Annotated in this window: 31 protein-coding genes and 1 riboswitch; of the genes, 28 read left to right on the forward strand and 3 right to left on the reverse strand. The window is 72.7% G+C overall.

What is annotated here, in order from left to right:
* Position 1 precedes the first annotated feature (1 nt).
* The 18 genes from ABZ793_RS22275 to truA all read left to right on the forward strand — a co-directional run bounded on the left by ABZ793_RS22275 (position 2) and on the right by truA (position 11236).
* Positions 2 to 187 (forward strand): type Z 30S ribosomal protein S14, encoded by a 186-nt coding sequence (locus ABZ793_RS22275; protein ID WP_007073023.1) that lies wholly within the window; start codon positions 2 to 4, stop codon positions 185 to 187.
* A gap of 73 nt (positions 188 to 260) precedes the next feature.
* Positions 261 to 668, forward strand: a complete 408-nt coding sequence (rpsH, locus tag ABZ793_RS22280; protein ID WP_013288624.1) for a 30S ribosomal protein S8 — start codon at positions 261 to 263, stop codon at positions 666 to 668.
* A 16-nt stretch (positions 669 to 684) separates the two neighbouring features.
* The gene (rplF, locus tag ABZ793_RS22285; protein ID WP_350711533.1) at positions 685 to 1227 is read left to right on the forward strand and encodes a 50S ribosomal protein L6; all 543 of its coding nucleotides are present in this window, start codon (positions 685 to 687) and stop codon (positions 1225 to 1227) included.
* On the forward strand, positions 1224 to 1613 hold the full coding sequence (rplR, locus tag ABZ793_RS22290; protein WP_091102576.1) for a 50S ribosomal protein L18: 390 nt from the start codon (positions 1224 to 1226) through the stop codon (positions 1611 to 1613). The genes rplF and rplR overlap by 4 nt, the downstream gene beginning before the upstream one ends.
* Positions 1614 to 1646: 33 nt before the next feature.
* Complete coding sequence (gene rpsE, locus ABZ793_RS22295) at positions 1647 to 2261, forward strand: 30S ribosomal protein S5 (protein ID WP_067359624.1); 615 nt, start codon at positions 1647 to 1649, stop codon at positions 2259 to 2261.
* Positions 2261 to 2443: a 50S ribosomal protein L30 gene (rpmD, locus tag ABZ793_RS22300; protein ID WP_007073018.1), complete on the forward strand. Its 183-nt coding sequence runs from the start codon at positions 2261 to 2263 to the stop codon at positions 2441 to 2443. Before rpsE ends, rpmD begins: the two co-directional genes overlap by 1 nt.
* On the forward strand, positions 2443 to 2886 hold the full coding sequence (rplO, locus tag ABZ793_RS22305) for a 50S ribosomal protein L15 (protein WP_350711532.1): 444 nt from the start codon (positions 2443 to 2445) through the stop codon (positions 2884 to 2886). Before rpmD ends, rplO begins: the two co-directional genes overlap by 1 nt.
* A gap of 235 nt (positions 2887 to 3121) precedes the next feature.
* Positions 3122 to 4450 (forward strand): preprotein translocase subunit SecY, encoded by a 1329-nt coding sequence (gene secY / locus ABZ793_RS22310; RefSeq protein WP_350711530.1) that lies wholly within the window; start codon positions 3122 to 3124, stop codon positions 4448 to 4450.
* Entirely contained in the window at positions 4451 to 5104 is a 654-nt protein-coding gene (locus ABZ793_RS22315; protein ID WP_357460255.1) for an adenylate kinase, read from the forward strand. It begins immediately after the preceding gene.
* A 93-nt stretch (positions 5105 to 5197) separates the two neighbouring features.
* The gene (map, locus tag ABZ793_RS22320; RefSeq protein ID WP_350711527.1) at positions 5198 to 6049 is read left to right on the forward strand and encodes a type I methionyl aminopeptidase; all 852 of its coding nucleotides are present in this window, start codon (positions 5198 to 5200) and stop codon (positions 6047 to 6049) included.
* A gap of 432 nt (positions 6050 to 6481) precedes the next feature.
* The gene (gene infA / locus ABZ793_RS22325; RefSeq protein ID WP_007073013.1) at positions 6482 to 6703 is read left to right on the forward strand and encodes a translation initiation factor IF-1; all 222 of its coding nucleotides are present in this window, start codon (positions 6482 to 6484) and stop codon (positions 6701 to 6703) included.
* A 93-nt stretch (positions 6704 to 6796) separates the two neighbouring features.
* The gene (rpmJ, locus tag ABZ793_RS22330; protein WP_012184307.1) at positions 6797 to 6910 is read left to right on the forward strand and encodes a 50S ribosomal protein L36; all 114 of its coding nucleotides are present in this window, start codon (positions 6797 to 6799) and stop codon (positions 6908 to 6910) included.
* Positions 6911 to 7173: 263 nt separating this feature from the next.
* Positions 7174 to 7554, forward strand: coding sequence for a 30S ribosomal protein S13 (rpsM, locus tag ABZ793_RS22335; RefSeq protein WP_007073012.1), 381 nt, complete (start codon positions 7174 to 7176; stop codon positions 7552 to 7554).
* An 18-nt stretch (positions 7555 to 7572) separates the two neighbouring features.
* Positions 7573 to 7980, forward strand: a complete 408-nt coding sequence (gene rpsK / locus ABZ793_RS22340; protein ID WP_007073011.1) for a 30S ribosomal protein S11 — start codon at positions 7573 to 7575, stop codon at positions 7978 to 7980.
* Between the two features lie 14 nt (positions 7981 to 7994).
* Entirely contained in the window at positions 7995 to 8621 is a 627-nt protein-coding gene (rpsD, locus tag ABZ793_RS22345; RefSeq protein WP_350711525.1) for a 30S ribosomal protein S4, read from the forward strand.
* 98 nt (positions 8622 to 8719) lie between these two features.
* Entirely contained in the window at positions 8720 to 9742 is a 1023-nt protein-coding gene (locus ABZ793_RS22350; RefSeq protein WP_091079335.1) for a DNA-directed RNA polymerase subunit alpha, read from the forward strand.
* Positions 9743 to 9776: 34 nt separating this feature from the next.
* A complete protein-coding gene (gene rplQ / locus ABZ793_RS22355) occupies positions 9777 to 10337 on the forward strand; it encodes a 50S ribosomal protein L17 (RefSeq protein ID WP_350711523.1) in 561 nt (186 codons plus the stop codon).
* Positions 10338 to 10405: 68 nt separating this feature from the next.
* Entirely contained in the window at positions 10406 to 11236 is an 831-nt protein-coding gene (gene truA / locus ABZ793_RS22360) for a tRNA pseudouridine(38-40) synthase TruA (RefSeq protein ID WP_357460259.1), read from the forward strand.
* A gap of 278 nt (positions 11237 to 11514) precedes the next feature.
* On the opposite strand, the gene ABZ793_RS22365 is transcribed toward truA, so the two are convergent.
* Entirely contained in the window at positions 11515 to 12366 is an 852-nt protein-coding gene (locus ABZ793_RS22365) for a hypothetical protein (protein WP_357460261.1), read from the reverse strand.
* A 649-nt stretch (positions 12367 to 13015) separates the two neighbouring features.
* Between ABZ793_RS22365 and ABZ793_RS22370 the strand changes: the two genes are divergently transcribed.
* Genes ABZ793_RS22370 through ABZ793_RS22380 form a run of 3 tightly spaced genes read left to right on the forward strand, consistent with a single transcriptional unit; the run spans position 13016 to position 16338 of the window.
* Positions 13016 to 13621 (forward strand): methyltransferase, encoded by a 606-nt coding sequence (locus ABZ793_RS22370; protein WP_357460263.1) that lies wholly within the window; start codon positions 13016 to 13018, stop codon positions 13619 to 13621.
* Between the two features lie 41 nt (positions 13622 to 13662).
* Positions 13663 to 15342, forward strand: coding sequence for an ATP-binding cassette domain-containing protein (locus ABZ793_RS22375; protein ID WP_357460265.1), 1680 nt, complete (start codon positions 13663 to 13665; stop codon positions 15340 to 15342).
* 33 nt (positions 15343 to 15375) lie between these two features.
* The gene (locus ABZ793_RS22380; protein WP_357460268.1) at positions 15376 to 16338 is read left to right on the forward strand and encodes an aldo/keto reductase; all 963 of its coding nucleotides are present in this window, start codon (positions 15376 to 15378) and stop codon (positions 16336 to 16338) included.
* Between the two features lie 361 nt (positions 16339 to 16699).
* Here ABZ793_RS22380 and ABZ793_RS22385 read toward each other — a convergent pair whose 3' ends face one another.
* The gene (locus ABZ793_RS22385; protein ID WP_357460270.1) at positions 16700 to 17125 is read right to left on the reverse strand and encodes a DUF559 domain-containing protein; all 426 of its coding nucleotides are present in this window, start codon (positions 17123 to 17125) and stop codon (positions 16700 to 16702) included.
* A complete protein-coding gene (locus ABZ793_RS22390; RefSeq protein WP_357460272.1) occupies positions 17122 to 17607 on the reverse strand; it encodes a hypothetical protein in 486 nt (161 codons plus the stop codon). The genes ABZ793_RS22385 and ABZ793_RS22390 overlap by 4 nt, the downstream gene beginning before the upstream one ends.
* 122 nt (positions 17608 to 17729) lie before the next feature.
* Positions 17730 to 17838: riboswitch (TPP riboswitch) on the forward strand.
* Here ABZ793_RS22390 and thiE point away from each other — a divergent pair.
* From thiE to thiC, 7 genes are all read left to right on the forward strand, one after another.
* Complete coding sequence (gene thiE, locus ABZ793_RS22395) at positions 17833 to 18459, forward strand: thiamine phosphate synthase (protein WP_357460275.1); 627 nt, start codon at positions 17833 to 17835, stop codon at positions 18457 to 18459. Its footprint overlaps the riboswitch before it by 6 nt.
* The gene (gene thiO, locus ABZ793_RS22400) at positions 18453 to 19607 is read left to right on the forward strand and encodes a glycine oxidase ThiO (RefSeq protein WP_357460277.1); all 1155 of its coding nucleotides are present in this window, start codon (positions 18453 to 18455) and stop codon (positions 19605 to 19607) included. The genes thiE and thiO overlap by 7 nt, the downstream gene beginning before the upstream one ends.
* Positions 19598 to 19798, forward strand: a complete 201-nt coding sequence (gene thiS, locus ABZ793_RS22405; protein ID WP_132230919.1) for a sulfur carrier protein ThiS — start codon at positions 19598 to 19600, stop codon at positions 19796 to 19798. Before thiO ends, thiS begins: the two co-directional genes overlap by 10 nt.
* Before the next feature lie 4 nt (positions 19799 to 19802).
* Entirely contained in the window at positions 19803 to 20573 is a 771-nt protein-coding gene (locus ABZ793_RS22410) for a thiazole synthase (RefSeq protein WP_357460280.1), read from the forward strand.
* Between the two features lie 95 nt (positions 20574 to 20668).
* Entirely contained in the window at positions 20669 to 21409 is a 741-nt protein-coding gene (locus tag ABZ793_RS22415; RefSeq protein WP_357460282.1) for a thiamine phosphate synthase, read from the forward strand.
* On the forward strand, positions 21406 to 22194 hold the full coding sequence (thiD, locus tag ABZ793_RS22420) for a bifunctional hydroxymethylpyrimidine kinase/phosphomethylpyrimidine kinase (protein WP_357460285.1): 789 nt from the start codon (positions 21406 to 21408) through the stop codon (positions 22192 to 22194). Before ABZ793_RS22415 ends, thiD begins: the two co-directional genes overlap by 4 nt.
* Before the next feature lie 17 nt (positions 22195 to 22211).
* A complete protein-coding gene (thiC, locus tag ABZ793_RS22425) occupies positions 22212 to 23804 on the forward strand; it encodes a phosphomethylpyrimidine synthase ThiC (protein ID WP_357460287.1) in 1593 nt (530 codons plus the stop codon).
* Positions 23805 to 23908 lie beyond the last annotated feature (104 nt).

Raw genomic sequence — 23908 nt, forward strand, 5'->3', positions numbered from 1 at the left:
GATGGCCAAGAAGGCGCTGATCCTCAAGGCGGCCGCGAAGCCGAAGTTCTCGGTTCGCGCGTACACCCGCTGCCAGCGGTGCGGGCGTCCCAAGGCGGTCTACCGCAAGTTCGGTCTCTGCCGGGTGTGCATCCGGGAGATGGCCCACCGCGGTGAGCTGCCCGGCGTGTCCAAGGCTTCCTGGTAATAGCTATTGCTCTTCGCCGTAGGCCCGGGGCTCACCGCCCCGGGAACCCCGGCGAGAAAGGCTGACGAATTCCATGACGATGACCGACCCGATCGCAGACATGCTCACGCGTCTGCGTAACGCCAACCAGGCGTACCACGACCGGGTGACGATGCCCTACTCGAAGATCAAGGCGAACATCGCCGAGGTCCTCAAGGCCGAGGGTTACATCGCCACCTGGTCGGTCGAGGAGCCCGAGGAGGGCGCCGTCGGCAAGCGACTGGTCGTCGAGCTGAAGTACGGCCAGAACCGGGAGCGGAGCCTGGCCGGCATCAAGCGCGTGTCCAAGCCCGGTCTGCGGGTTTACGCCAAGTCGGACGGGCTCCCGCGGGTGCTCGGCGGGCTGGGCGTGGCGATCATTTCGACGTCCCAGGGGCTGCTCACCGACCGGCAGGCCCGCAAGCGGAGCGTTGGCGGGGAAGTCCTCGCCTTCGTCTGGTAACGGGAGACAGGTAGAAATGTCGCGTATTGGACGTAAGTCGATCCCGGTGCCAGCCGGCGTCGACATCACGATCGACGGGCAGACCGTCAAGGTCAAGGGCCCGAAGGGCGAGCTCTCGCACACCCTGGCCGAGCCGATCACGATCGACCGGGCCGAGGACGGGCAGCTGAACGTCAACCGCCCGAACGACGAGCGCAAGGCCAAGGAACTGCACGGCCTCAGCCGTACCCTGGTCGCCAACATGATCGTCGGCGTCACCGAGGGCTACCGCAAGAGCCTGGAGATCGCCGGCACCGGTTACCGCGTGACCGCCAAGGGCAAGGACCTGGAGTTCGCGCTCGGGTTCTCGCACCCCGTGCTGGTTCCGGCGCCGGACGGCATCACCTTCACGGTGGAGAAGCCGACGCTGTTCCACGTGGCCGGCATCGACAAGCAGCTCGTCGGTGAGGTTGCCGCCAACATCCGGAAGATCCGCCCGCCGGAGCCCTACAAGGGCAAGGGCGTGAAGTACCAGGGCGAGGTCATCCGCCGCAAGGCTGGAAAGGCAGGTAAGAAGTGAGCGCCACGCTGCTCAAGCGCCGCCGCGGCGTCGCCGCCAAGCGTGCCGTCGGGCGTGCGCGCCGGCACTTCCGGGTCCGCAAGAACATCAGCGGCACCGCCGAGCGTCCCCGCCTCGTGGTCACCCGCTCCCTGCGGCACATCGTCGCCCAGATCGTGGACGACACCAAGGGTCACACCCTGGCGTCGGCCTCGACCCTGGACGCCTCGCTGCGCGGCTCGGAGGGCGACAAGAGCGCCCTGGCCGGCAAGGTCGGCGCCCTGCTCGCCGAGCGGGCCAAGGCCGCCGGCATCTCCAAGGTCGTCTTCGACCGCGGTGGCAACCGGTACGCGGGGCGGGTCGCCGCGCTTGCCGACGCCGCCCGCGAAGCCGGGCTCGAGTTCTAGAAACCCCGTCACGAGAGAGAAGGAAGGCTGCTGATGCCAGGTCAACAGCGCCGTGGCGGCGGGTCCGGTGGCAACGAGGGTGGTCGCCGCGACAACCGCCGTGAGGGCGGCCGCGGAAACGCGCCCGTCGAGAAGACCCCGCACCTCGAGCGGGTCGTCGCGATCAACCGCGTCGCCAAGGTCGTGAAGGGTGGTCGTCGCTTCAGCTTCACCGCCCTGGTGATCGTGGGCGACGGCGACGGCACCGTCGGTGTGGGCTACGGAAAGGCCAAGGAGGTGCCCGCGGCGATCGCCAAGGGTGTCGAGGAGGCCAAGAAGCACTTCTTCAAGGTGCCGCGGATCGGCGCCTCGATCCCGCACCCGGTGCAGGGCGAGGACGCCGCCGGCGTGGTGCTGCTCAAGCCGGCCTCGGCCGGTACGGGTGTCATCGCCGGTGGTCCGGTGCGTGCCGTGCTGGAGTGCGCGGGTATCCACGACGTGCTCTCCAAGAGCCTCGGCTCGTCGAACCCGATCAACATCGTGCACGCCACGGTGGCGGCGCTGAAGGGGCTCGAGTCCCCCGAGGCCGTCGCCGCCCGTCGTGGCCTGCCGGTCGAGGACGTCGCGCCGGCCGCCATGCTGGCGTCGCGGGCGGGGGTGGCTTCCTGATGGCTCGCCTGAAGGTCACCCAGGTCCGGTCCGAGATCGGGACCAAGCAGAACCAGCGTGACTCGCTGCGCTCGCTCGGTCTCAAGCGGATCAACGACGTGGTGGTCAAGGAGGACCGTCCGGAGATCCGCGGCATGATCTTCGCGGTCAACCACCTCGTGAAGGTCGAGGAGGTCGAGTAATGACGATCAAGGTCCACCACCTGCGCCCGGCGCCCGGTGCCAAGACCGCGAAGACCCGCGTGGGTCGCGGTGAGGGCTCGAAGGGCAAGACCGCCGGTCGCGGTACCAAGGGTTCCAAGGCCCGCAAGAACATCTCGGCGGCGTTCGAGGGTGGGCAGATGCCCATCCACATGCGCCTGCCGAAGATGAAGGGCTTCAAGAACAAGTTCAAGGTGGTCTTCCAGGTGGTCAACCTGGACCGGCTCGCCGAGCTGTTCCCGAACGGCGGCCAGGTCGGCCCGCTGGAGCTCGTCGAGGCCGGCGCGGTCCGCAAGGGCCAGCCGGTCAAGGTCCTCGGCACCGGGGACCTCGGCGGGGTCGCCCTCCAGGTGTCGGCGCACGCGTTCAGCGCGTCGGCCAAGGAGAAGATCGCCGCCGCCGGTGGCACCGTCACCGAGCTGTAAGAGCTGTACGACACATGGCGCCCGCTCAGTTGTCCCAACTGGGCGGGCGCCATGGTCTCCCCGGCACGTGTGCGCCGGGTAACATCGGATTCGGTTTATGTAGCCGGGCACATCTGCCCGGACGGGGATCGGGCTGTTAGAGTCCCTTCCCAGCTATGGATATCGGGCACTCGCCCGGCACCCACCCCGACCCGCCCGGGTTCACCGGCGGCCCGCCGCGCGCAGGAGGAAGAAGTTGCTGTCCGCCTTTCTCAGTGCGTTCCGTACGCCTGACCTGCGCAAGAAGCTGCTGTTCACAGTAGGCATCATCGCGGTCTACCGGCTCGGGGCTACGCTGCCCAGCCCGGGTGTCTCGTACGGCAACGTGCAGAAGTGCCTCGACACCCTGGAGAACGGCTCCACCGGGGTCCTCAACCTGCTCAACCTCTTCTCCGGCGGCGCGCTGCTGCAGCTCTCGGTCTTCGCGCTGGGCATCATGCCCTACATCACCGCGTCGATCATCCTGCAGCTGCTGACCGTGGTCATCCCGCGGCTCGAGCAGCTCCGCAAGGAGGGCCAGGCCGGCCAGGCGAAGATCACCCAGTACACCCGCTACCTGACGCTGGGCCTGGGTGTCCTCCAGGCGTCGGCGTTCGTGGCGCTGGCCCGCTCCGGGCAGCTGTTCCAGAACCAGTGCGACCAGTTCCCGATCATCCCCGAGGGCACCGGGATCCCGGACTGGCTGACGCTGTCCCTCCTGGTCATGACGATGACCGCCGGCACCGGCGTGGTGATGTGGCTCGGTGAGCTGATCACCGACCGGGGCGTCGGCAACGGCATGTCCGTCCTGATCTTCACCTCGATCGCGGCTCGGCTCCCGAGCGAGGGCTGGCAGATCAAGCAGACCGGCGGCTGGGGCAAGTTCATCCTCGTCATCGCGCTGGTCCTGGTGGTCATCACCGCGGTCACCTTCATCGAGCAGGCGCAGCGCCGGATCCCGGTGCAGTACGCCAAGCGGATGATCGGCCGGCGCATGTACGGCGGCACCTCGACCTACATCCCGCTGAAGGTCAACCAGGCGGGTGTCATCCCGGTCATCTTCGGCTCGTCGCTGCTCTACCTGCCCCAGCTGGCGCTGCAGTTCTTCGACCAGACCAACCCGGGCAAGACCCAGGCGTGGATCCAGAACAACCTGGTCGACCCGACCAGCCCGATCTACATCTCGGTCTACTTCCTGCTGATCATCTTCTTCACGTACTTCTACGTCTCGATCACGTTCAACCCGACCGAGGTCGCGGACAACATGAAGAAGTACGGCGGCTTCGTGCCGGGCATCCGCCCCGGCAAGCCGACCGCCGACTACCTCGACTTCATCCTCAGCCGGATCACCCTGCCGGGCGCCCTCTACCTGGGCATCATCTCGATCCTGCCGAACTTCTTCTTCATCTGGCTGGACAAGCAGCAGTACCTGAACTTCCCGTTCGGCGGCACCGCTGTCCTGATCATGGTCGGCGTCGGTCTGGAGACCACCAAGCAGATCGAGAGCCAACTCATGCAGCGGAACTACGAAGGGTTCCTGCGGTAGATGAGACTCGTTCTGGTTGGCCCGCCGGGTGCGGGCAAAGGTACGCAGGCCGAGTTCGTCGCCGCGCACCTCTCGGTCCCGAAGATCTCGACCGGTGACATCTTCCGGTCGAACGTCTCCCAGGGCACGCCGCTGGGGATCGAGGCGAAGCGCTACATGGACGCCGGCGAGCTGGTGCCCGACGAGGTCACGATCAACATGGTGCGGGACCGGCTCGCCGAGCCGGACGCCGCCGAGGGCTTCCTGCTCGACGGCTTCCCGCGCACCACGCCGCAGGCCGCCGCGCTGGACAAGCTCCTCGCCGACCTGGGCACCGCGCTCGACCTGGTGCTGGAACTCGTCGTCGACGACGACGAGGTGATCCGGCGGCTCTCCGGCCGGCGTACGTGCCGGGGCTGCGGCAAGATCTGGCACGTCGAGTTCGACGCGACCACCCGCGAGGGCATCTGCGACCGGTGCGGCGCCGAGCTGTTCCAGCGCGACGACGACAAGCCGGAGACCATCGCCACCCGCCTGCGGGAGTACGCGGACAAGACCGCGCCGCTGGTCGACTACTACGGCGCCCAGGGCAAGCTGGTGGGCATCGACGCCACCGGCCCGGTGGAGGACGTCACGCTCCGCGCCATCGACGCCCTGCGGTCGTACGGCGGCTGACGTCCCGCCGGGCTCCGGCGGATAGAGTGCGAGGAGCGGGGTACGTCCGACGTGCCCCGCTCTTCGGCTTCGGCAACGAAAGGTAACGGCTCCATGCGTCGTCCCCAGCTGGACATCCAGCTGAAGACCCCTGACCAGATCGAGAAGATGCGGGCCGCCGGGCTGGTGGTCGCCGAGGCGCTGCGTCGGATGCGGGAGGCGGTCGCCCCCGGGGTCAGCACCGCCGACCTGGACGCCATCGCCGAGTCGACCATCCGCGAGGCCGGTGCCGTCCCCTCGTTCAAGGGCTACCACGGCTTCCCGGCATCGATCTGCTCGTCGGTGAACGAGCAGGTCGTGCACGCCATCCCGGCGCCGCAGCAGGTGCTCCGCGACGGGGACCTGATCTCGATCGACTGCGGCGCGGTGCTCGACGGCTGGCACGGCGACGCCGCGATCACGGTCGGCGTGGGCGAGGTCGACCCGGCGCTGCTCAAGATGGCCGAGGTGGCCGAGGACGCCATGTGGGCGGGCATCGCCGCCGCCGCCCGCGGGGCGGCCAGCGGCAAGGGCCGGCTCACCGACATCTCGCACGCCGTGGAGAACGCCGTCCGCAAGGGCGGCCGGTACGGCATCGTCGACGGCTACGGCGGCCACGGCATCGGCACCGAGATGCACCAGGACCCGCACGTGCTCAACCACGGACGCCCGGGCAAGGGCCCCCGCCTGGTGCCGGGCATGGCGCTGGCGATCGAGCCGATGATCACGATGGGCTCGCCCCGGACGGTGGAGCTCTCCGACGGCTGGACCGTGGTCACCCGGGACCGGTCGATGGCGGTGCACGTCGAGCACACGATGGCGCTGCTCCCGGACGGCGTCTGGGTGCTGACCGCGCCGGACGGCGGTCGCGCCCGGCTCGGCGAACTCGTCACCTCCCGCCAGCCCGCCGACTCGCCGGCCGTCTGATCCGACGAGGGTCGGCCGGAGCCGCCCGTGCACGGACGAGCGGTCGCCGCGGGCGTACGGGGAAGCGGGACGCCCTCGTCACCGGCCCGCCGGCGCCCGCCGTCCCCGCGACGCGGGAGTTCGCGACGCCGGCGGGCCCTGTCCCGCTCCTGGCCGAGGCGCCCGCCGGACCGGAACAGGCCGGGCGGGTGACCCGGATGCCTGATTGTCGCCTTTCGGGTGGTCCGACGCTCCCGAGGGTGGCCGGTTTGGCGACGGCCCGCAGGCGGGCGTAGACTTTCTGATCGGCGCACAGCGTCCACTCCGGCATGCCCACCCCGCGCTTCGGTGGGAGTCGGAGCCGCGGCTGGCGCGGGCTCCTGATCTTGATCAGTCGCCCGTGTAAGACGTTGTGGGCCGTCCGGAGTAACCGACGTCAGGACAGCGGAGGACATGCCGAAAAAAGACGGAGCCATCGAGATCGAGGGTCGGGTCATCGAGCCCCTGCCGAACGCAATGTTCCGCGTGGAGCTCGCGAACGGTCACAAGGTGCTGGCTCACATCAGCGGCAAGATGCGGCAGCACTACATCCGCATCCTGCCGGAGGACCGGGTCGTCGTCGAACTCTCGCCGTACGACCTGACCCGCGGGCGCATCGTCTACCGCTACAAGTAAGCCTGACGACGGCCGGGACGTCCCCGTGTCCGTCTTCGACGTCCGGTGTCGCGCCTCGGCGCGTCGTCGGGCCAGATGGGAAGTAAGGCAACCGTGAAGGTCAAGCCGAGCGTCAAGAGGATCTGCAACAAGTGCCGGGTCATCCGTCGGCACGGCCGGGTCATGGTCATCTGCACCGACCCGCGCCACAAGCAGCGCCAGGGCTGAACCAGTTCCGACCGGCCGTGTGACAACGGTCGGTCGTAATCGGTCCGGGCCGCGGATCCAGACAACGAATCAATTGCTCGTCCCAGCCGCGAGCGGTGCGCGTCGCGTACCTCTTCGTGGTTGACCCCCGGTCGGAGGCCGGGGCCCGCTCGGGCAGCGACCGTTTCCGGTCGCCGGCGCACGACGCCGGAGGCGGAACGGTCGGTAGCGGGGTGGGACGGGTCCACACCTCCGCCAGAACACCACGAGGAGCACGCCCGCACATGGCACGTCTAGTCGGCGTCGACCTCCCCCGCGAGAAGCGGATGGAGATCGCGCTCACCTACATCTTCGGCGTGGGTCGGACCCGCGCCCTGGAGACGCTCGCCGCCACCGGCATCTCGCCGGACAAGCGCGCCCGGGACCTCACGGACGAGGAGCTGGTCCAGCTCCGCGACCACATCGAGGCCAACTACAAGGTTGAAGGCGACCTGCGCCGCGAGGTCGCCGCTGACATCCGCCGCAAGGTCGAGATCGGCTGCTACGCCGGCATCCGGCACCGCCGGGGCCTGCCCGTGCGTGGCCAGCGGACCCGGACCAACGCGCGGACCCGCAAGGGCCCGAAGCGGACCGTGGCCGGCAAGAAGAAGCCCGGCAAGAAGTAAATAGGAGCGCACAGACTTATGCCACCGAAGGCTCGTGCCGGAGCCGCTGTCAAGAAGGTCCGGCGCAAGGAACGCAAGAACGTCGCCCACGGGCAGGCGCACATCAAGAGCACCTTCAACAACACCATCGTGTCCATCACGGACCCGACCGGTGCGGTCATCTCCTGGGCCTCCGCGGGCCAGGTGGGCTTCAAGGGCTCCCGCAAGTCGACCCCGTTCGCCGCGCAGCTCGCCGCCGAGGCCGCCGCGCGCCGGGCGATGGAGCACGGCATGCGCAAGGTCGACGTGTTCGTCAAGGGCCCCGGCTCCGGCCGGGAGACCGCCATCCGTTCGCTGCAGGCCGTGGGCCTGGAGGTCGGTCAGATCTCCGACGTGACCCCGCAGCCGCACAACGGGTGCCGTCCGCCGAAGCGTCGCCGGGTCTGAGAGGTTAGAGAGAGATGGCTCGTTACACCGGTGCTGACTGCCGCCGTTGCCGGCGGGAGAAGATGAAGCTGTTCCTCAAGGGCAGCAAGTGCGATGGCCCGAAGTGCCCGTTCGAGTCCCGGCCGTTCCCGCCCGGGCAGCACGGCCGCGGCCGCACGAAGGAGACGGAGTACCTGCTCCAGCTCCGTGAGAAGCAGAAGGCCCGCCGTGTCTACGGCGTGCTGGAGAAGCAGTTCCGCGGTTACTACGAGGAGGCCGTGGCCAAGCAGGCCAAGACCGGTGAGGTCCTCCTGCAGATCCTCGAGTCGCGGCTGGACAACGTGGTCTACCGGGCCGGCTACGCCAAGTCCCGGGACATGGCCCGTCAGCTGGTCAAGCACGGTCACTTCACGGTGAACGGCAAGAAGGTCGACATCCCGTCGTACCGCGTCAAGGAGCACGACATCATCGAGGTCCGGGGCAAGAGCAAGGAGCTCACCCCGTTCATCGTGGCGCAGGCCGAGGCCGGCTCGCGGTCGGTTCCGGCGTGGCTCGAGGCGATCCCCAGCCAGATGAAGATCCTCGTGCACTCGCTCCCGGCCCGCCAGGTCATCGACACGCAGGTCCAGGAGCAGCTGATCGTCGAGCTCTACTCCAAGTAGTCGGAGCTCGTTGCGGTGGCCCGCCCGACACGGGCGGGCCACCGGAACAGTTTGTCGTGGGCGTCATATGGCGGGCGCCCCGGAAGAGAAGAGAAGACATGCTCATCAGCCAGCGACCGACCCTCTCCGAGGAGTCGATCAACGAGACCCGGTCCCGGTTCACCATCGAGCCGCTGGAGCCGGGCTTCGGCTACACCCTGGGCAACTCGCTGCGGCGTACGCTGCTGTCGTCGATCCCGGGTGCGGCGGTCACCTCGATCAAGATCGACGGTGTGCTGCACGAGTTCACCACGATCCCCGGTGTCAAGGAGGACGTGGTCGAGCTCGTCATGAACATCAAGGAGCTCTGCGTCAGCTCCGAGCACGACGAGCCGGTCAGCATGTACCTGCGCAAGCAGGGCCCCGGCGACGTGACCGCGGGTGACATCCAGCCGCCGGCCGGCGTCTCGGTGCACAACCCCGACCTGAAGCTCGCCACCCTCAACGGCAAGGGCCGGCTCGACATGGAGCTGACCGTCGAGCGGGGTCGCGGCTACGTCACGGCGGCGCAGAACAAGCAGGCCGGTGCCGAGATCGGCCGGATCCCGGTCGACTCGATCTACTCGCCCGTGCTCAAGGTGACCTACCGCGTCGAGGCGACCCGCGTTGAGCAGCGGACGGACTTCGACCGGCTGATCATCGACGTCGAGACCAAGCCGTCGATGGGCCCGCGTACCGCGCTGGCCTCGGCCGGCTCGACGCTGGTGGAGCTGTTCGGTCTGGCCCGGGAGCTGGACGAGACCGCCGAGGGTATCGACATCGGGCCGTCCCCGCAGGACGCCCAGCTCGCGGCGGACCTGGCGCTGCCGATCGAGGAGCTGGACCTGACCGTCCGCTCCTACAACTGCCTCAAGCGCGAGGGCATCAACTCCGTTGGTGAGCTCATCGGGCGTACCGAGGCCGACCTCCTCGACATCCGCAACTTCGGTCAGAAGTCGATCGACGAGGTCAAGATGAAGCTCGCCGGGATGGGTCTGGGGCTGAAGGACTCGGCCCCGAACTTCGACCCGGCGCACGTCGTGGACACCTTCGGCGAGGCCGACTACGACACCGACGACTACCGCGAGACCGAGCAGCTCTAGTCCGCGCTGCCGCCACACCTGAGGAGCACCAAGCATGCCCACGCCCACCAAGGGCCCCCGCCTCGGCGGCAGCCCCGCGCACGAGCGGCTGATGCTGGCCAACCTGGCCACCGCGCTGTTCCAGCACGGCAAGATCCAGACCACCGAGACGAAGGCCCGGCGGCTGCGTCCGCTGGCCGAGCAGCTCATCACCAAGGCCAAGCGCGGCGACCTGGCGTCCCGCCGGCGGGTGCTGGGTGTCGTCAAGGACAAGGACGTGGTCTACGCCCTGTTCGACCAGATCGCGCCCCGGTACGCCAACCGCAACGGTGGCTACACCCGGATCGTGAAGACCGGTCCGCGCAAGGGTGACGCCGCGCCGATGGCGATCATCGAGCTGGTCGAGGAGCTTCAGGTCGCCGAGCCGAAGGCGAACAAGAAGACCGCCGCCCGCAAGGCCGCGCAGCAGGACAAGGTCGAGGCGCTCGCCCCGGCCGAGGAGGCCCCGAAGTCGAACTCGGGCGACCAGGACGCCGAGGCGCCCGTGTCGGCGTCCGGCGACACCGCCGCCGCCCGCGAGGACAGCGACGAGGCCGGCGAGAACGACAAGGCCTGATCCAGGCCACCGTCGGGCCCGGCACCCCTCGTGGGGTGCCGGGCCCGACCCGTGAGGCGGAGGTACGAGTGGACGAGCGCACCCGGCTGCGGCTGGACGTCGCGTACGACGGCACCGGCTTCTCCGGCTGGGCCGCCCAGCCGACGCGGCGTACGGTCGCCGGGGTGCTCGTGGAGACCCTCGACCTGTTGCTCGGCGCGGGGACGGCGACGGGGCTGACCGTGGCGGGCCGCACCGACGCCGGGGTGCACGCCACCGGGCAGGTCTGCCACGTGGACCTGCCCACCGCCGTGTGGCGGGAGCACGAGGGGCGGCTGCTGCGCCGGCTGGCCCGGCTGCTCCCCACCGACGTGCGGGTACGGGCGATGACCGAGGTGCCCGCCGACTTCGACGCCCGGTTCTCGGCCACCTTCCGTCGGTACGAGTACCGGGTCACCGACGCGCCGTGGGGCGCCGAGCCGCTGCGCCGGCACGAGGTGCTGGCCTGGCCGAAGCCGCTCGACCTGGACGCGCTGAACGCCGCCGCGGCGGGGCTGGTGGGGGAGCACGACTTCGCCGCGTACTGCCGGCGCAAGGAGAACGCCACCACGCTGCGCGAGGTGACCCGGCTGGACTGGCGGCGGGACCCCGACGGGCTCCTCGTGGCCACCGTGCAGGCCGACGCGTTCTGCCAGGCGATGGTGCGCAGCCTGGTCGGCGCGATGCTGGTCGCGGGGGACGGGCGCCGTCCGGTCGGGTGGCCGGGCAGCCTGCTCACCCGCCGGGAACGCTCCAGCGAGGTGACCGTGGCTCCGGCGCACGGGCTGACCCTGGTCGCCGTGGGCTACCCCGACGACCCGGCCGAGTACGCCCGCCGCGCCGAGGCGACCCGCCGGCTGCGCGTCCCCGTGGAGGGTTGACCGCAGGGAGGCGTCGACGTACGCCATCTCGGCGGCTCGGCCCCGACCGGGCCCGGCTGCCGGCCGTTGCCCCCGGGCCTGCTCGGGGGCGGCCGGTGCGACGCGCGCCAGTCGGGTCGTGATTCCAGGGCGGGTCAGGTACGCCGTTCCGCACGACCGGATGCTGGCGCTGCTGCGGACGCGCCGGGTCGACCTGGGCGGGTGACCCCGTCTGGCTGCCGAAGGGAACGGGTGCGCGGCCCGCTGGCCCGCGCACCCGTCCACACCCCCAGGGCTCGTCACTCGCCCGGCAGGTCGCTCCCGTCCTGCGTGCCGGTGCGGTCCGCGCCCTCGTCGGTCGGCTGGCCGGCCGTTCCACCGTCCGCCCGGCGCTCCAGCACACCCTGGTTGAGGTGCAGCTCGATCATGTCGAAGAGGATCTCTCTGGCCTTCGTGTCACCCGACCTGATCGTCCCGCCGTCGGCGCGGACGACCACCGCGTACGCGAGGTAGTGGCCGCGCACCTGCCAGCCGACCCGCGCCGGCGCGGTGGCGATCGCCTCGGTGCCCTTGTCGGCCGGCATGCCCCGGAACCGGCCCTGCCGCTCGTCGAGCATCTGCCGGATCCGGTCGCGGGCGCGTTCGGCGCTGGCATGGTCGGTCAGGTTGAACAGGCCGGCGGTCACCAGGTGGTCGCCGTCGGGCGTGCGCAGAGTGGCCCGGACCACCTGGTTGCAGCCGAGCCGGACCAGCAGGTCGGCGACCTCCCCGGTGGCCGCGACCGCGCAGCTGGCGCTGGAGTGGGTCTTCAGCACCCGGTACGCGGGCTGCCCGTCGGCGACGACGAGCTGCGTGCCGGGGAACAGCTCCTTGGCCGTCAGCGGCGCCTGGTCGGTGTCCCGGGAGTCGAGGTCGTGCGCCCCGGCCTCGGCCGACTCGGCCACCTGGGGCTGGCCGGTGGGCGTGGTCTGCGGCGTCTGGTCGCGCTCGACCAGCAGGGCGGCGGCGCCGAGGCCGCAGAGCGCGAGCAGCACGAGCACGGCCGCGCCGCCGACCAGCACCTGCCACAGCCGGCCGCCCCCGCCCCGCTGCGGCACGGGGCGCTCGGCGGCCACGGGTGCCTCGACCGCCACGGGTGCCTCGGTGGCCACGAGCGTATCGGCCGCTACGGCCGGCTCGGCCGGTGCCGGCGACACCTGCACGTCCGGCGGGGCCTGCGGGGCCTGCGCGTCCGGCGGGGCCTGTGGAGCCGGTGGGGCAGGCGCGGCTTGTGGAGCCGGTGGGGCGGGCGCGGCCTGCGGGTCCGGTGGGGCTGGCAGGGCCTGCGGGTCGGGCGGTACCTCTGCCTGTGGCACTGACGGGGCGTGCGGCGCTGGTGGTGGCGTCTGCGGCGTCTGCGGCGTCTGCGGCGTCTGCGGCGTCTGCGGCGCCTGTGGTGCCTGTGGTGCTGGCGCGTGCTGCGCGGGGGACACCGGGGCCGAGGCGCGGACCGGCTCCGGCTCGGCGGGGGGCGGCGCGACCCGGTTGGGCCGGGGCAGCGACGGCGTCGGGAAGCGGGACGGGGAGGGGCCGGCCGGCGGACCGGCACCGAGCACCGAGCGGCCGGACCGGGGCTCCGGGTACTCCATGAATGCTTCCTCATCGGACTCGTACCGATACACCATGTCGCCCAGGGTAGGAGGCATTGTCCCTTTAGGGGGTAATAACGGGAAATTGGGTGCCTGAGTATTTCGTGTCGTGCTGTGTCCGCTCCTCGGCCCCGGACCGGCCGGTGGCGAGGGCGGTGCGAGAATTGCCGGCGTGACCGGCGACCACTACTTCACCGCTGCACCCGCGACTGCCGCCCACCCGCGTGAGGTCGAGTTCGCCGTCGCCGGCCGCGACTACACCCTGACCTCCTCCGGTGGGGTCTTCTCCGCGGCCCGCCTCGACCCCGGCACGGCGGTGCTGCTGCGCAAGGCGGAGCTGCCGCCCGCCGACACGGCCGGCGCCCTGCTCGACCTCGGCTGTGGCTTCGGGCCGATCACCTGCGTGCTGGCCACCTCGGCGCCGTCGGCGACCGTCTGGGCCGTCGACGTCAACGAGCGGGCCCGGGAGCTGACCGCCGCCAACGCGGCGCGGGTCGGCGCGGCCGACCGGGTACGCGTCGCCGCGCCGGACGACGTGCCCGCCGACGTGACGTTCGCCCAGCTCTGGTCCAACCCGCCGATCCGGGTCGGCAAGGACGAGCTGCACCGGATGCTGCTGCGCTGGCTGCCCCGGCTCGCCCCGGACGGCGTCGCCTGGCTGGTGGTCGCCCGCCACCTCGGCGGCGACTCGCTGCACCGCTGGCTGGCCGACCAGGGCTGGCAGGTCGAGCGGCACGCCAGCCAGAAGGGCTACCGGGTGCTGCGCGTCACCCGGTAATTGGTTGGGCCGCCCGGCGGGTGCTCGGGCAGGATGCCGGCGTGGGATACGTGGACGTGGCAGCCGTCGGGCATCTCCTCCCCGACGGGCGGGAACTCTTCACCGACGTCTCGTTCCGGGTCGGTGAGGGCGCCAAGGTGGCCCTGGTCGGGCCGAACGGCGCCGGCAAGACGACGCTGCTGCGGATGGTCGCCGGCGACCTGCCGGTGAAGACCGGCGCGATCGCGCGGGCCGGCGGGCTGGGCGTGATGCGCCAGTTCATCGGCATGATCGGCGACGAGTCCACACTGGCCGACCTGGCGCTGTCGCTCGCCCCGCCGGCGCTGCGCGACGCCGGCCGCCGGCTCGCCGAGACCGAGGCGGCCATGCGGGCGGCCGAGGTCCGCGGCAAGTACAGCACCGCCGCCGGCAAGGCCCAGCTGGCGTACGCGGACGCGCTCGCGGCCTGGGGCGAGGCCGGTGGGTACGACGCCGAGGTGCTCTTCGACACCGTCGCCACCATCGTGCTCGGCCTGCCGTGGGACGGCGCCCGGGAGCGACCCGTCCGGACCCTCTCCGGCGGCCAGCAGAAGCGCTTCGCCCTCGAACTGCTGTTGCGCGGCCCCGACGAGGTGCTGCTCCTCGACGAGCCGGACAACTTCCTCGACGTGCCGGGCAAGCGCTGGCTGGAGGGGCGGCTGCGCGAGTCGGCCAAGTCGGTGCTCTACGTCTCGCACGACCGGGAGTTGCTGGCGCACACCGCCGACCGGGTCGTCGCCGTGGAGGGCGGCAGCGCCTGGGTGCACCCCGGCGGCTTCGCGAGCTGGCACTCCGCGCGCGTGGCCCGGCACGCCCGCCTCGACGAGCTGCGCAAACGCTGGGACGAGGAACACCAGAAGCTGCGCGAGCTGATGCTGATGTACAAGCAGAAGGCCGCGTACAACGACGGGATGGCCTCGCGCTACCAGGCCGCGCAGACCCGGTTGCGCAAGTTCGAGGAGGCCGGGCCACCGCCCGTACCGCCGAAGGACCAGGACATCCGGATGCGCCTGACCGGCGGGCGGACCGGCAAGCGCGCGGTGGTCTGCGAGCAGCTGGAACTCGACGGCCTGACCTACCCGTTCGACCTGGAGATCTGGTACGGCGACCGGGTGGCGGTGCTCGGCGCCAACGGCACGGGGAAGTCGCATTTCCTCCGGCTGCTCGCCCGCGGCGGCAGCGACCCCGACCCGGCCAACGGCCCGGTCGACGGCGCGGCGGCGCTCGCGCCGGTCGCGCACGACGGGGTGGCCCGGCTCGGCGCGCGGGTGCGCCCCGGGCACTTCTCGCAGACCCACGACCGGCCGGAGCTGATGGCGAAGACCCTCGTGGAGATCCTCTGGCGGGGGGACGACCACCGGGCCGGCATGGACCGGCACGCGGCGATGGCGGCGCTGTCCCGCTACGAACTGGCGGGGCAGGGCGACCAGCGCTTCGGCACCCTCTCCGGCGGGCAGCAGGCGCGGTTCCTGGTGCTGCTGCTGGAACTGTCCGGCGCGACGCTGCTGCTGCTCGACGAGCCCACCGACAACCTCGACCTGGCGTCGGCGGAGGCGCTGGAGGCCGGACTGACCGCGTTCGAGGGAACTGTGGTCGCGGTGACCCACGACCGCTGGTTCACCCGCTCGTTCGACCGGTTCGTCCTCTTCCGCGGCGACAACGAGGTGGTGGAGACCCCCGAGCCGGTCTGGGACGTTGGCTGAGGCGTCCCCGGGCGGCGGACCGGCCGGCATAGGGTGGATCTCGTGACTGAGATGACCTACCGCCGGTTGGGCGACTCCGGGCTCGTGGTGTCCGTCGTCGGCATCGGCTGCAACAACTTCGGCCGCAAGCTCGACCTCGACGGGACCCGGGCGGTGGTCGACGCCGCGCTGGACGCCGGGATCAATTTCTTCGACACCGCCGACATCTACGGCGAGCCGCAGGGCGGCTCCGAGGAACTGCTGGGCCAGGCGCTCAAGGGCCGCCGCGACGACGTGGTGGTGGCCACCAAGTTCGGCATGGACATGCACGGCCTCAACGGCCCCGACTTCGGCGCCCGGGGCGCGCGGCGCTACATCGCCCGCGCCGTGGAGGCGTCGCTGCGCCGGCTCGGCACCGACCACATCGACCTGTACCAGATGCACGAGCCCGACCCGGGCACCCCGATCGACGAGACCCTCGCCGCGCTGGACGACCTGGTCCGCGCCGGCAAGGTGCGCTACCTGGGCAACTCCAACTTCGCCGGGTGGCAGATCGCCGACGCGGACTGGGTGGCGTCGTCCAACGGCCGGTCCCGGTTCATCAGCGCGCAGAACCACTACAGCCTGCTGGAGCGCTCCGTCGAGGCCGAGGTGGTGCCGGCCTGCGAGCGGTTCGGCCTCGGGCTGCTGCCGTTCTTCCCGCTGGCCAACGGGCTGCTGACCGGCAAGTACAAGCGCGACCAGGCCCCGCCCGCCGGCAGCCGCCTCGCCGGAGGCGGCCGGTACGCCCAGCGCCTCGCCGCCGCCGACTGGGACACCATCGAGGCGATCGAGGCGTACGCGAACGAGCGGGGACTGTCGATGCTCCAGGTGGCCATCGGCGGGCTGGCCGCCCTGCCGGCGGTGACCTCGGTCATCGCCGGCGCCACCACGCCTGAGCAGGTGCGCTCCAATGCGGAGGCGGGCGCCTGGCAGCCCGCCGACGAGGACGTCGACGCCCTCCGCGCCATCCTCTGACCCACCCCGGCACCGCCCCGGGCACCGCGTCGCGATGCCCGGGGCGGTGTCGACGTCCATCCGTCCCCGCGCGCGCCTCGCGCCGCGCGGGCTCGGTGGAACGCCATGGGTGTCACCCGGCCCCGCAGACACCCACCACGTTCCACCGAGCGTCGGGTCGCATCGCGCACGGCGTGCCGCCGGCCGTGCGCGGCGGCGGCCCGACGCGTGCCGGATGCTCAGCGGGTGGAACGTCGTGGGTGTCACGGGGGAGGCGGAAGACGCACACCATGGTGCTCCGCCGCTCTGGCGCGCCAGCTCGCCGGTCAGGAGCCGGGAGGGCGTCGGTGTGAGGAGCGGGCCGGGGCAGGGGCGGGGCGGGTCAGGGGGCGGGGTGGCGCTCGCGGAGGGCCTGGGCGACCAGGGCGACGGTACGGTCGGGGTGCCGGAGCACGTCGTCGGCGGTGAAGCGGAGGACGACCCAGCCCACCGCGCGCAGGGCGTTGAGGCGGGCGACGTCCTGTCGGAAGTGGGTGCGTTCGCGGTGGTGGTCGCCGTCGTACTCCACCGCGACGCGCAGCCCCGGCCACGCCAGGTCCACCCGGCCGACGAAGCGGCCCGCGGCGTCGCGCACGTCGTGCTGAGCGGTCGCGGGCGGCAGCCCCGCGTCGAGCAGGAGCAGCCGGAGGCGGGTCTCCATCGGCGACTCGGCCAGCGGCTCCGCCAGCGCCAGTACCTCTCGCAGTAAGGGCAGGCCGGGCCAGCCGGGCCTCGCGTCGGCGTATGCGCGCAACGTGGGCAGCTTCACCACCCGGCGGTGCAGCAGCGCGTCGACGGCGACCAGGGCCTCCTCCCGGGGGGGCCTGGCGGCCCAAATCGAAGGCGCTGCGCAGGGCAGTGGTGACGGGCAACCCCGCCGAAGCGGGTGCGGTCGGACTCCGGCACCACCGACCGGGTCACCCGCAGCCGCGGGTGCGCGCGCATCCGCGCGGCGCGCGGCAGCAGCACGGCGACCGGCGTGTCCCGGTCGAGAAGGTCGACGCCCCAGAGGTACGCGGCGCTGCGGCCGGCGATCACCCCGCCGGTCGGCAGCGCCAGCGCGACCGCGTCGCACCACATCCGGTGGTCGTCCGCCCGGTAGCCGTCCCGGTGCACGTGGACGTCGGGGAGGAGCCGCCGCCAGGACCGCCCGCGCAGCATCGTCCAGGTGAGTAGGCCGTCGGCGACGGCGGCACTGCCCAGGAAGGGGCGGAACGCCAGGCGTGGGGGAACTCGGGCGAGGGAGGGCATCCGGACAGCATGGCGTGACCGCGTGGTCACGCGCCGCCCCGATCGTCGGCTTCGGACGGTCGGTGTGAAATCCGCGTCCCGCCCTTGGCGGATCCGGCGATCCGTCGTACGGTGACACGCGCAAGTGACCCACGGGAGCCCGGTGCACCGGGCTGAGAGGGGGGCTGAGAGCCCCCGACCGTCGAACCTGATCCGGGTAATGCCGGCGCAGGGAGGAGTGTTGCCGTGCCGTCCCTTGGGCGACTGCATCTGATCACCGACACCCGACCCGGGCGGGATCCGCTGGCCGTGCTGCGGGCCGCCCTCCCGGTGGCCCGCGCGGAGCTGGTCGTGCAGGTCCGCGTCAGCGACGACGCCACCGACCGGGAGGCGTACGACCTGGCTCGCCGGGTGGTCGCGCTCTGCGCGCCGTACGACGTCCCCTGCCTCGTCAACGACCGGCTGCACGTGGCGCTGGCGGTGGGCGCCGCCGGCGGGCACGTCGGCGCGGCGGACCTGCCGGTCGGGGCGGCCCGCCGGGTGCTCGGCGCGACCGCCGTGCTCGGGGCCACCGCCCGCGAGCCGGGGACGGCCGCCGAGGCGGTCGCCGCCGGAGCCAGCTACCTGGGCGTGGGTCCCTGCCACGCCACGAGCACCAAGACCGGCCTGCCGGCGCCGATCGGGCCGGCCGGGGTGCGCGCCGTCACCGCCGCCGTGGACGTGCCGGTGGTCGCGATCGGCGGGGTGACCGCCGCGAACGCGCCCGCGCTGCTGGCCGCCGGGGCGTACGGGGTGGCGGTGGTGGGGGCGCTGTCCGGGGCGGCCGATCCGGCCCGGGCGACGGCGGAACTGCTGGGAGCGCTGGGGTGCTGAGCCGGCCGGACGTCGCCGTGGTGGGGGCGGGACCGGTCGGGCTGGCGATCGCCTGGCGCTGCGCCTCGCGGGGGCTCCGCGTCGTCGTGCACGATCCCGCCCCGGGCTCCAGCGCGTCGCACGTCGCCGCCGGGATGCTCGCCCCGGTCGCCGAGGCGTACTTCGGCGAGCACGAGCTGACCGGGCTGCTGACCGCCTCCGCCGCCCGCTGGCCGGCCTTCGCCGCCGAGCTGACCGCCGCCGCCGGCGTGGACGTCGGCTACCGGACCGAGGGCACGCTGATGGTCGGGCTCACCGCCGACGACCTGGCCGAGGCGCGCCGGCTGTGGGCGTACCAGCAGGGTCTCGGGCTGCCGGTGACGCCGCTGCGCCCCTCGGCGCTGCGGGACCGCGAGCCGGCGTTGGCGCCCCGGGTGCGCGGCGGTGCGCTCGCCGCCACCGACCACCAGGTCAACCCGCGCCGGCTGGTGCCGGCGCTGCGCACGGCCGCCGAACGGGCCGGCGCCACGCTGGTGCCCGCCGCCGTGCGCCGGCTCTCCGACGTGGACGCGCGCGTCACGGTGGTGGCGGCCGGCTGCGGGGCGGCGGCCCTGACCGGGCTGCCGGTGCGGCCGGTGAAGGGCCAGGTGCTTCGGCTCCGCGCGCCCGGCGGCGGCGCGCCGGGCTTCCGGCACGTCATCCGGGGGTACGCCGACGGCGAGCACGTCTATCTCGTGCCCCGCGACAGCGGGGAGGTGGTGGTGGGCGCCACCGTCGAGGAGCGCGCCGACACCGACGTCTCCGCCGGGGCGGTGCTGCGCCTGCTCCGCGCCGCCGTCGACCTGCTGCCGGAGCTGGCCGAGTACGACCTCGTCGAGACCCTCGCCGGCCTGCGCCCCGGCACCCCGGACAACGCCCCGATCCTCGGCCCGCTGCCCGGCCGGCCGGGCGTGCTCGCCGCCACCGGTCACCACCGGCACGGCATCGTGCTCACCCCCCTCACCGCCGACCTGATCGCCGACCTGGTCGTCACCGGTAAGGCGGACCCGATGCTCGCCCCCTTCACCCCGGACCGGTTCGCGCCGGCCGCCACCGCCGATCCGGCCGGCACGGACGCCGACGGCCGCTCCGGCGCCTTCGCACCCGAGGAGGAGCACACGTGGAACTGACGGTGAACGGCGCCGGGCGCAGCCTGCCCGGCGGCTCGACCGTGGCGGACCTGGTCCGCGCGGTCACCGACCAGCAGCGCGGCCTCGCCGTCGCGGTCAACGGGGAGGTCGTGCCGCGTACCGGCTGGCCGGCGACCGTGCTGCGCGACGGCGACCGGGTCGAGGTGCTCAGCGCCGCCCAGGGCGGGTGACGCGGTGAGCCTCGATCTGGGCGGCGTGCGCCTCACGTCCCGGCTGATCCTCGGCACCGGCGGCGCGGCCAACCTGCGCGTGCTGGAGGACGCGATCCGCGCCTCCGGCACCGAACTGGTCACCCTGGCCCTGCGCCGCGTCGACACCGCCCCCGGCACCGCCGTCGGGCTGCTGGACCTGCTCGACCGGTGCGGGGTGCGGCTGCTGCCGAACACCGCCGGCTGCTACACGGCGGGCGAGGCGGTCAAGGTGGCCCACCTGGCCCGGGAGGCGTTCGGCACCGACTGGGTGAAGCTGGAGGTGATCGGCGACGAGCGCACGCTGCTGCCCGACGGGGTGGAGCTGTTGCGCGCCGCCGAGGAACTCGTCGCGGACGGGTTCGTGGTGTTGCCGTACACGTCGGACGACCCGATTCTGGCGCGGCGGCTGGCCGACGTCGGCTGCGCCGCGGTGATGCCGGCGGGCGCGCCGATCGGCTCCGGCCTGGGCGTGTCGAACCCGCACCACATCCGGCTGATCCGGCAGAGCGTCGACGTGCCGGTGATCCTGGACGCCGGCATCGGCACCGCCTCCGACGCGGCGCTGGCGATGGAGCTGGGCTGCGACGCGGTGCTGCTGGCCAGCGCGGTCACCCGGGCCGCCGACCCGGTGGCGATGGCCACCGCGATGCGGTACGCGGTCGAGGCGGGGCGGCTCGCGTACGGGGCGGGCCGGATCGCCCGCCGCTTCCACGCCCTGGCGTCCACCCCCGACGACGGACGGCCGGACCTGTGACCCGCACCGGTCCCGTTCCGGCGGATCCTGGTACGGAAGCGCCCCTGGCGGGGCCGTCTCCCACCAAGATCCCGCGTGGGCCGTCCGGCGTCGTCGTGCTGACCGACCGGTGGCAGGCGCGGCGGCCACTGGCCGAGGTCGTCGCGCGGGCCGTCGCCGGGGGAGTGCGGTGGGTGGTGCTGCGGGAGCGGGACCTGCCCCGGGCCGAGCGCGCCGATCTCGCCGTCGAGCTGCGTGCGATCCTCGCCGAGGTCGGCGGCACGCTGGTGGTGGCCGGCCCGGACCCGCTCGACGGGGACGCGGTGCACCTGCCGTCGGCCGGCCCGTACCCGCCGCCGCGCCTCGGCCTGGTCGGCCGCTCCTGCCACGACGAGGCCGAGTTGGGCCGCGTCACCAGCGAGGACTACACGACCCTGTCGCCGGTCTTCCCCAGCCGCAGCAAACCCGGCTACGGCCCACCTCTGCGCCCCGAGGGGCTCCCGGGGTTGATCGAGGCCAGCCCTGTGCCGGTCCTCGCGCTGGGCGGGGTGGAGACCCCGGAGCACCTGCACGCCTGCATCGCGGCCGGAGCGGCGGGAGTGGCGGTGCTCGGCGCGATCATGCGCGCCGACGACCCGACCGAGGTCGCCGCCACGCTCACCGCCGCCTTCCGGTCGGTGGTCTCCCCGCCGCCTCGTACCGCGCGGGACCGCGTGGAGGTCTCCGGTACGGGGCGGCGGCCGACCGTGCCCACGGAGGGATCAGGCCTGACCGCCCGGAGTGGGCGCGGCAGGCCGCAGCCCCCAGGCGCCACCATGCCGCGGCTCCCGACCCCAACCACCCTGGGGGGCCGATGACACCCACCACCGTGCTCACCATCGCCGGCTCGGACTCCGGCGGCGGCGCGGGCATCCAGGCCGACCTCAAGGTCTTCGCCGCCCTCGGCGCGTACGGCACCAGCGTGATCACCGCGGTCACCGCGCAGAACACGAGGGGCGTCGACGCCGTCCTGCCGCTGCCGCCGCGCACGGTCACCGAGCAACTCGACAGCGTGCTCGCCGACTTCGCCGTGCGGGCCGTCAAGACGGGCATGCTGGCCACCCCGGCCATCGCCGACGCGGTCGCCGACGCCGCCCGGGACGGTCGGCTGCCGAACCTCGTCGTCGACCCGGTGCTCGTCGCCACCAGCGGGCACCGGCTGGGCGCGGTCGCCGCAGTCGAGCGGCTGCTGCCGTACGCCCGGGTGGCGACGCCGAACTGCGCGGAGGCGGCGGTCCTCCTCGGACGCCCGGTGACCACGGCCGAGGAGATGGTGGCCGCCGCCGAGGCGCTGGCCGTCGGCGGGCCGGAGCACGTGGTGGTGACCGGCGGCGACGTGGACCGCGACGGCGAGGCGGTCGACGTGCTGCACGGCGACGGGGTCACCACGCTGCTCCGCGCGCCCCGGGTCGCCACCCGGCACAACCACGGCACGGGGTGCTCGTTCTCGGCGGCGGTCGCTGTCCGGCTGGCGCTGGGCGACCCGGTGCCGACGGCGGTCGCCGCCGCCAAGGAGTACGTCTTCCGCGCGCTGACCGGCGGGCGGGACTGGGAGTTGGGCGCGGGACGCGGCCCGCTGGACCACTTCGGGTGGTCCGCATGAGCACAGGGGAGGCAGTCATGCAGGCACGTCGCAAGGTCCACGTGGAGGGGTCCCGGCCCGATGTCCGGGTGCCCTTCGCCGAGGTGGAGCTGACCGGCGACAACGCGCCGGTCCGGCTCTACGACACCTCCGGACCGGGGTCCGACCCGGAGGTCGGGCTGCCGCCGCTGCGCGGGCCGTGGATCGCCGAGCGCGGGGACGTGGCCCCGGTGCGCGGCGCGGGCACGCCGCTGGCCGGGGCGCACGGGAAGCGCCCGACGCAGCTCGCGTACGCCCGGGCGGGGGTCGTCACGCCGGAGATGGAGTTCGTGGCGATCCGGGAGGGCATGGCGCCGGAGTTCGTCCGGGACGAGATCGCCGCCGGGCGGGCGGTGCTGCCGCTCAACGTCAACCACCCCGAGTGCGAGCCGGCGATCATCGGCAAGGCGTTCCTGGTCAAGGTGAACGCCAACATCGGCACCTCGGCGGTCACCTCCTCGGTCGCGGAGGAGGTGGAGAAGCTGACCTGGGCGACCCGGTGGGGCGCGGACACGGTGATGGACCTGTCGACGGGCAAGCGGATCCACGAGACCCGTGAGGCGATCGTGCGGAACTCGCCGGTGCCGATCGGCACCGTGCCGATCTACCAGGCGCTGGAGAAGGTCGGCGGCGACCCGGTGAAGCTGAGCTGGGAGGTGTTCCGGGAGACCGTCGTCGAGCAGGCCGAGCAGGGCGTCGACTACATGACGGTGCACGCGGGGGTGCTGCTGCCGTACGTGCCGCTGGCCGTGGACCGGGTCACCGGGATCGTGTCGCGGGGCGGCTCGATCATGGCGGCCTGGTGCCTGGCGCACCACGAGGAGAACTTCCTCTACACGAACTTCGCCGAGCTGTGCGAGATCCTGGCCCGCTACGACGTGACGTTCTCGCTCGGCGACGGGCTGCGCCCCGGCTCGATCGCGGACGCCAACGACGAGGCGCAGTTCGCCGAGCTGCGCACCCTGGGCGAGCTGACGAAGGTGGCCTGGGAGCACGACGTCCAGGTGATGATCGAGGGCCCGGGACACGTGCCCATGCACAAGATCAAGGAGAACGTGGACCTCCAGCAGGAGTGGTGCCACGAGGCGCCGTTCTACACGCTCGGCCCGCTGACCACGGACATCGCCCCGGCGTACGACCACATCACCTCGGCGATCGGCGCCGCCATGATCGGCATGTTCGGCACCGCGATGCTCTGCTACGTGACCCCGAAGGAGCACCTCGGGCTGCCGGACCGCGACGACGTGAAGGCCGGCGTGATCGCGTACAAGATCGCGGCGCACGCGGCCGACCTGGCCAAGGGGCACCCCGGCGCGCAGGCGTGGGACGACGCGCTCTCCAAGGCGCGGTTCGAGTTCCGGTGGGAGGACCAGTTCAACCTCTCGCTGGACCCGGAGACCGCCCGGTCGTACCACGACGCGACCCTGCCCGCCGAGCCGGCGAAGACGGCCCACTTCTGCTCGATGTGCGGACCGAAGTTCTGCTCCATGAAGATCACCCAGGAGCTCAAGGAGTACGCGGCGCGCGGCATGAAGGACAAGTCGGCGGAGTTCGTCTCCTCGGGCGGCCGGGTCTACCTGCCGCTGGCCTGACCCGAAGCGGCGGGGGGGGCGCCCCCGGCGGGGGGGGGCGGGCCCCCGCCCGGGGGGGCGCCCCCGCCGGGGGGGGCGGCCGCGGGGCGGGGCCCCCCACCCCC

This window comes from Micromonospora sp. NPDC047465, from assembly GCF_040643125.1.
In the GTDB taxonomy this organism is placed as follows: Bacteria; Actinomycetota; Actinomycetes; order Mycobacteriales; family Micromonosporaceae; genus Micromonospora.